The organism is Sphingobium sp. MP9-4, from assembly GCF_005281675.1.
Taxonomy (GTDB): Bacteria; Pseudomonadota; Alphaproteobacteria; order Sphingomonadales; family Sphingomonadaceae; genus Sphingobium; species Sphingobium yanoikuyae.
The window spans coordinates 183307-190222 of record NZ_LUFI01000049.1; the positions used below are offsets into that span (position 1 = coordinate 183307).

General features: G+C 65.1%; 7 protein-coding genes. 4 read left to right on the forward strand and 3 right to left on the reverse strand.

The genetic code is table 11. From position 1 onward, the window contains the following. Positions 1–41 precede the first annotated feature (41 nt). From A0U87_RS16710 to A0U87_RS16720, 3 genes are all read left to right on the forward strand, one after another. Positions 42–809, forward strand: coding sequence for a DUF4167 domain-containing protein (locus A0U87_RS16710; RefSeq protein WP_010335730.1), 768 nt, complete (start codon positions 42–44; stop codon positions 807–809). Positions 810–1001: 192 nt separating this feature from the next. Beyond that, positions 1002–2405 (forward strand): DUF4139 domain-containing protein, encoded by a 1404-nt coding sequence (locus A0U87_RS16715; RefSeq protein ID WP_137405743.1) that lies wholly within the window; start codon positions 1002–1004, stop codon positions 2403–2405. A gap of 13 nt (positions 2406–2418) precedes the next feature. After that, positions 2419–3969, forward strand: coding sequence for a hypothetical protein (locus A0U87_RS16720; RefSeq protein ID WP_080993605.1), 1551 nt, complete (start codon positions 2419–2421; stop codon positions 3967–3969). 3 nt (positions 3970–3972) lie between these two features. Here A0U87_RS16720 and A0U87_RS16725 read toward each other — a convergent pair whose 3' ends face one another. Further along, positions 3973–4353 carry an acyl-CoA thioesterase gene (locus A0U87_RS16725; RefSeq protein ID WP_048938053.1) on the reverse strand — a complete coding sequence of 127 codons (381 nt, stop codon included), beginning with the start codon at positions 4351–4353 and terminating at the stop codon, positions 3973–3975. Further along, positions 4343–4642, reverse strand: coding sequence for a hypothetical protein (locus A0U87_RS16730; protein WP_004209126.1), 300 nt, complete (start codon positions 4640–4642; stop codon positions 4343–4345). The genes A0U87_RS16725 and A0U87_RS16730 overlap by 11 nt, the downstream gene beginning before the upstream one ends. An 85-nt stretch (positions 4643–4727) precedes the next feature. On the opposite strand from A0U87_RS16730, the gene A0U87_RS16735 reads away from it, so the two are divergent. After that, complete coding sequence (locus A0U87_RS16735) at positions 4728–5156, forward strand: CBS domain-containing protein (RefSeq protein WP_048938054.1); 429 nt, start codon at positions 4728–4730, stop codon at positions 5154–5156. 38 nt (positions 5157–5194) lie between these two features. On the opposite strand, the gene A0U87_RS16740 is transcribed toward A0U87_RS16735, so the two are convergent. Then, positions 5195–6682: a lipopolysaccharide biosynthesis protein gene (locus tag A0U87_RS16740; RefSeq protein WP_048938055.1), complete on the reverse strand. Its 1488-nt coding sequence runs from the start codon at positions 6680–6682 to the stop codon at positions 5195–5197. Between the last annotated feature and the right edge of the window lie 234 nt (positions 6683–6916).

The following is a 6916-nucleotide window of genomic DNA, read 5'->3' on the forward strand; positions in this document are numbered from 1 at the left end:
TTTTCAGTGAATATTATCATAGCGAACGCAAGGATCATGTCTTGATCAACAACCGGCAGGCCGGTCGCCGCAATCGCGGCCGGAATAATAACAACAACGGTCGTCCCAATGGCGGTAACCGGGGTGGTGGCGACAACGGCAACCGTATCGACAACCGCGCCCGCGGCAATGCGGCCCAGCTTCTTGAGAAATACAAGAATATGGCGCGCGATGCCCAGATGGCCGGCGACCGTGTGAACGCCGAATATTATCTGCAGTTCGCCGATCATTATTTCCGCGTGCTGGCCGACAATCGTTCGCGCCAGGAGGAGCAGCAGCAGCGCTTCCGCCGGAATGACGAGAATTTCGACGATGAGAGCGAAGAGTTCGAGGGCAATGAGGACGGCGCCGAAGAGGGCCGCACCGAACAGCCCGAGCGCGCCGAGCGCGATTATGACCGTCGCGAACCGCGCGGCGAGCGTCAGGATCGCGGTGACCGCAATGATCGGGGCGACCGGGGCGACCGCAACCGTCGCGATCGCAATCGCCGTGACCGCCCGGTGGCCGAGGAAGGCGCCGAGCAGCAGCCGGTGGCAGCCGAACAGCCCGCAGAACTCGCAGCCGAACCGGCCGCCGAAGCGCCCAAGCCGCGTCGCGGTCGCCCGCGCAAGGCCGATGCCGCGCCGACCGAAGCGAATGAAGGCCTGGATGTCAGCATCCTGCCGCCCTCGATCGCCCGCGCCGATAATGACAGCGACACGGACGTGACGGAGGAAGCCCCCCGCAAGCGCACCCGTCGCGCTCGTCCGGCGACCGAAGCCGCCGAATAAGCGCGGCTTTCGAGCAACCCCAAAAACAAAAAGGGCGGTGCCATCCCGGCGCCGCCCTTTTTATTTGCAAATATAGCCGCTTGGGGCAGAAGATCGTCGCATGAGAGCCTGATCGTTTGAGGCGGAAGCGCTTTGCGCTTTCACCGATGACGTGAATCAGGCTCTCTTCAAGGTCTTGGGAGTGCAGACCTGATGACGACTGTCCGCCTGTTGACCGGTCTGGCGCTGCTGCTGCCGGCCGCCGCCTTTGCCCAGACCGCTGCTGTCGATCCCACCGGCGCCACCGCGCAGGGCGATGTCGCCGTCACCATCTATAATGGCGGTCCGTCGCTGGTGCAGGATGACCGGCAGTTGAGCGTCAATGCCGGCCGCAACCGCATCGAATTTCCCGACGTTTCCGCTCGCATCCGGCCCGAAACGGTCAATCTCTCCGGCCCCGGCTTCTCGATCGTCGAACAGAATTTCGATTTCGACCTGCTCTCGCCCGACAAGCTGATGGACAAGGCGGTGGGGCAGGAAGTGACCCTGGTCCGCACCAACCCCGCGACCGGCGCCGAGACGCGCGAGCGTGCCAAGATATTGGCGGCCAATGGCGGCATCGTCATGCAGATCGGTTCGCGGATCGAGGTGCTGCGCGACGATGGTCTGCCGGTGCGGGTGATCTTCGACCGGGTGCCGCCCAATCTACGCGCCCGCCCGACCCTGTCGGTGACGATCGAGGCCGCGCGCGGCGGCACCGTGCCGGCCCGGTTATCCTATCTGACGCCCAATCTTGGCTGGACGGCCGATTATGTCGCGCTGTTCGACGCGACCAAGGGCGCGATGGACATGCAGGGCTGGGTCACGCTCACCAACAATACCGGCACGAGCTTCACCAATGCGAAGACGATCCTGGTCGCCGGCAATCCGGCCAGTGGCGGCGGGCGGCATAACTGGCGGCAGTCGTCTAGCGGCGCGATCGACCAGGCCGGCACCGAAAGCGGCCCGCGCGAGCGGCTGGGCGACTATTATCTCTATCCGCTGGCCGATCGCACGACCATCGCCAATGCCCAGCAGAAGCAGGTCAGCTTCCTCGATGTGAAGGGCGCGCCGGCGCGGGCCACCTATGAATATCTCAATCCCTGGATGGGCAGTTCGACCGAACCGATGAGCGCATCGAGCGTGCTCAAATTCTCGACCTCGAAACAGGGCGGCCTTGGCGATCAGCTGCCCGCCGGCACGATCCGCGTCTATATGCGCGACGCGCGCGGTGATCCGCAGTTCATCGGTGAGAACAGCATCGACCATACGCCGATGGGATCGTCGATGGCGCTGCGCACCGGCGAGGCATTCGACGTCAAGGTGCGCCCGACCGTCGAGCAGCGCACGAAAAAGGGCGGCCAGCGCTGGGAAACGCGGATGCGCTACACGCTCACCAACGCCCGGCCCGAAGCGGTGACGGTCGACCTGGCCCAGCAGGGGATGTGGGGCGACACCCGCGTCACTGCACAAAGCCTCGAAGGCAAGCGCGTCTCCGCCGACCGGATGGAATGGAGCGTGCCGGTGCCGGCCAATGGCTCGGTCGATCTCAGCGTCACCTTCGATTCGCGCTACTGACCGGGCCGGCGCCGTGCTGCTGCGCGTCCTTGTCCTTCTTATGCTCTGCCTCGGCATCGCGCCAGCGCGGGCGGGGACGGTGGTTTCGGCCAAGGCCGATTCGGTCTCGGTCACCGTCTATCGCCAGCCCGATCGTGTCAGGGGGGCGATCGATCCCAAATGGCCCGGCGGCTATGCGCTGATCAACGAGACTCGCATCATCAACCTGCCGAAGGGCGACTCGGTGGTGCGGTTCGAGGGCGTGGCAGAGGGGCTGATGCCCGAAACCGCGATCCTCTCCGGCATGCCGCAGGGCGTGCGGGAGAAGAATCGCGATGCCCGGCTGCTCTCGCCGGCCGGTCTGGTCGACGCCTATCTCAAGCGCAGCGTCACCCTGCACCGCACCGATCGCAAGACCGGAAAGGTCAGTGAACAGGATGCGATCATCAGCGCCGGGCCGATGGGCGGCGTCATCGTCCAGACGGCGCAGGGCTATGAGGCACTGGGGTGCAGCGGCCTGCCCGAACGCATGCTCTATCCGCGCGTGCCGACCGACCTGTCGCCACGGCCGACGCTATCGGTGATCGCCACCAGCGCCCGGCCGACCCGCGTGACGCTGCAACTCACCTATCTGGCCGAGGGATTCGACTGGGCCGCCAATTATGTCGCCGACATGCAGGATGACGGCCGCCATCTCGATCTCATGGCCTGGCTGACCGTGGCCAATGGCGGCGTCACCGGCTTTGCCGACGCCCGGCTCAGCGTCATCGCCGGCCAGCCCAACAAGCAGGGGCGCAAGACGCAACCGCGCCCGACCGGCGGCCCACTGTCGCTGCGCTGCTGGCCGATGGACATCACCAGTACCCATCCGCAGTGGGAACTGTTCCCGATCGACATGCCGCAGGCCGAGGCGATGATGGATTCGGCGCAGGAGATCGTGCTGACCGCGCGTCGCGTTCCCGCGCCGATGGTGGCCGCGCCGCCACCCCCTCCGCCGCCGCCACCCCCGCCGCCACCGGAGGATGTCGGCGATCTCAAACTTTATCGCGTCCCGGTGACCGTCGACGTTGCAGCCAAGGGGCAGAAGCAGGTTGCGCTGCTGCGCAAGCCCGATGTGCTGGTCGAACGCCTCTATGCCGCGACGATTGATTATGGCGACGGCAATGGCCGCTCACGCCCGATGACGCTCCGCCTGCGGCTCCAGAATCGCAAGGCCGACGGGCTGGGACTCGCCATGCCTTCGGGCCGGGTCGCCCTGTTCGAAGCCGCCGATGGCCAGCGCCTGCTCGCGGGCGAAACCGACATTGGCGACAAGGCGGAAGGCGAGCGGGTCGACTATGACATCGCCCAAAGCGCCGATGTGCGCATCATGGCGGTCATCGGCAGCCAGTCGGCCAAGGCGCGGCGCTGGACGCTGACCCTCACCAATGCGCGGCCGTTTGATGCGACGGCGGAAATCCTCATTCCCCACGACATCGCGCCGCGTCCGACGCAGATGGAGCGCCGCGGCAATAGCTGGGTCTGGCGCGCCATCATCCCCGCCAACGGGCAGGTCAGCTATAGCTACGACCAGAAGCTGCGCTGAGCTTCAGTCGCCGGGAATGGGGCGGGGCCGGTGGGTCTCATCCAGTGCGACGAAGGTGAAGACGCCGCTGGTCAGCGCCACCGTTTCCGCGCCGCCACCGCGAGTCGCCACCACGTCGATACGGATCGCGACCGATGTGCGGCCGCGCTTCTCTTCCTGGGCATAGACCGACACCAGGTCGCCCATCAGGATTGGCGAGATGAACTTCATGCTCTCGATCGCGACCGTCGCCACCGCGCCCTGGGCGATTCGGCCCGCGACGATGCCGCCGGCAATATCCATCTGGCTCAGCACCCAGCCGCCGAAGATATGGCCATTGCTGTTGATGTCGGCCGGGTGCGGCACGACCCGCAATATCACTTCGCGATGGGGATCAATCGTCAAGCGGCACCTCGTCCTTCAGCCGGTCCATTACCTGGTCGTCATGCCCCGTCCCGGCGGAGAGGAAGACGAGCGCCATCAAGCCCGTTCCCAGCATGAAGGTCAACCAGACGCCCAATATGGTGGCGATGATCATGTGAACCGGCATCGGCCCGGTCCATAGCCGCAGGAACAGCAGGGCCGCGCCGACGCATAATGCGCCGATCAGCGCCATCCAGAGCATGATCCGGCGGAATCGCGACCAGGCGATTGCCGCGATCCGGGGATCGTCCAGGCCCTTTTTCTCTGTCATTCTCTTGCTCTCCTCCCTTTTCTTTGCGCCGCGAAAGTGGGATCATCAAGCGCAGAGACAGTAAGTCCACAAAAGGAGAGCGGCCATGACCATCGCGGCAATCTTGCAGGGCAAGGGGCGCGACGTCGTCCAGGTCCAGTCGACCGACAGCGTGTTGTCGGTGGTGACCTTGCTGGCGGATCGGCGGATCGGCTGCGTGCCGGTGGTCGATGGCGGTCAGGTGGTCGGCATCTTTTCCGAACGCGATGTCGTCTATCGTCTGGCCCAGCAAGGGGCAGAGGCCCTGAACCACACGGTCGCCGATGTGATGACCCGGCCCGCGATCACCATCGACGACCAGATGCCGGTGATCCACGCTTTGTCGCTGATGACCAAGCGGCGCATCCGCCATCTACCGGTGGTGAAGGGCAACGACCTGATCGGCTTGGTCTCGATCGGCGATCTGGTGAAGTTCCGCATCGACAATATCGAATCGGAAGCTGCCGCGCTGCGCGACTATATCCAGACCGCCTGACGAACCGCTTTGATGAATAGTGGGCGCTCGCCGATCCGTCAGGCGGGCGCCTGCACCGGCGGCGCGCGGCGCACGATCAGGCGCACCAGTTCCATCAGCGTGCCGCGCGCGCATAGCATCAGCGCCGCCAGGAAGGCGATGCCGCCAGTCGGCACCAGGATCGCCAGCCGGATCGGCGCGGCGAGCGGCGGCAGCAGGCGGTCGATCATCAGCACGACCCCGGCCATCAATATGGCACAGCCCAGCCCCGGCGCGGCGGCACGGATCAGATCGATCGCGCGCAGCCCCATTGGCCCGCCGGCGAGCCGGGCGGTGACGATGGTCAGGATCGGGAAGGCGCCCAGCCACGCCCAGGCCAGGCCGATCGCCCCCCACTGGATACCGATCAGGAAGGCGCCGGCCATCAATATCGCCCCGATCGCGGCGATTCGGGCGGTGGTGCCGGGCCGGCCCAGCGCATTGCTGACGGGCGCAAACATCACCTGCAGCGTCATGAACGGCATGGCGAGCGCCAGGATCGCTACGAACGGCGCCATCTCCAGCCATTTCTGGCCGAACAATGTCTCGACCAGCGGTTCTGCGGTGACGGCCATGCCCAGATAGATGGGGCAGGAGATCAGCATCAGCAGCCGCACCGCCTTGCAGAAGGACCAGGCCACCCGCGACACATCCTTCTGCATGCGGGCATAGGCAGGGAAAGCGACCTCGTTCAGCGGCGGGATGAACTTGCTGACGAAGATCTGCGTCAGGAACAGCGCCTCGGCATAGAGGCCCAGCTGATGTGGCGTAAGGACGCGGCCGCCGATGAAGATATCGCTCTGGCTCTGGATGATCCAGAAGAGCTGGCTGCCCAGCAGCGACGCGCCATAGAGGATCATCGCCCGCGTGCCGCTGAAATCGAAACTCGGAATCGGGCGAAAGCCGGTGACCAGCATATAGCCCAGCGCCTTCACCCAGAATCCGGTCATCGGCGCGAACACCAGGGTCCATACGCCCCAGCCCGACAGGGCACCGACCAGCGCCATCGCGGCCGACGCGATCGCGGCGATCAGGTTGATGAAAGCGGGGCGCCGGAAATCCAGGGCACGGGCGGTGATCGCCTCGGGAATCGCGATGAAGGGGGTGGAGAGGTAGAGCAGCGCCTGCACCCGCAGCAGCTGCGCCACCATCGGCTGGTCATAATAGTCGGCGGCCAGCGGCGCGATCGCCAGTTGCAGCAGCGCCAGGCTGCCGTTCAGCAGCAGCATGATGGTGAAGGCCTGACGCAGCCGGTGGGATTCGAGATCCTCCGACTGGACCAGTGCGGCGACCAGGCCATAGCCATTGAGGAAGGTGGCGAAGTTCAGGATCACCTGGGTCATGGCGAACAGGCCATAATCTTTGGGGTCGAGCAGGCGGATCACCGCCAGCGTCACCACCCAGCTCAGAATCTGCGAGATGATCTGGCTGCCCGAGCGCCAGAATATCGCTTTCTTCACCCGTGCGCCAAACCCTGCGTCGGCGGCATCGGCCTGCTGTAACCCCATAGTCATCCTGTATCCCGTGGCGAAATGCCCGTGTTTTGGGGTTTAGACCGGAACCGCCAAAAAAATGTGAAACAAAATTGCAAAAAGCGTTTGACGGTTCCGGCTGCCCCGCCTAGAGGGCTTTTCACCGGACAGGGCGGCGCTGCTGAGGCGCTTGACTGACCCGGTCGCCCACATAGACGGACACTGGTCCTCTGAACGAGAGTTTAGGGAACACTGGTTGTCCGGTTTTGA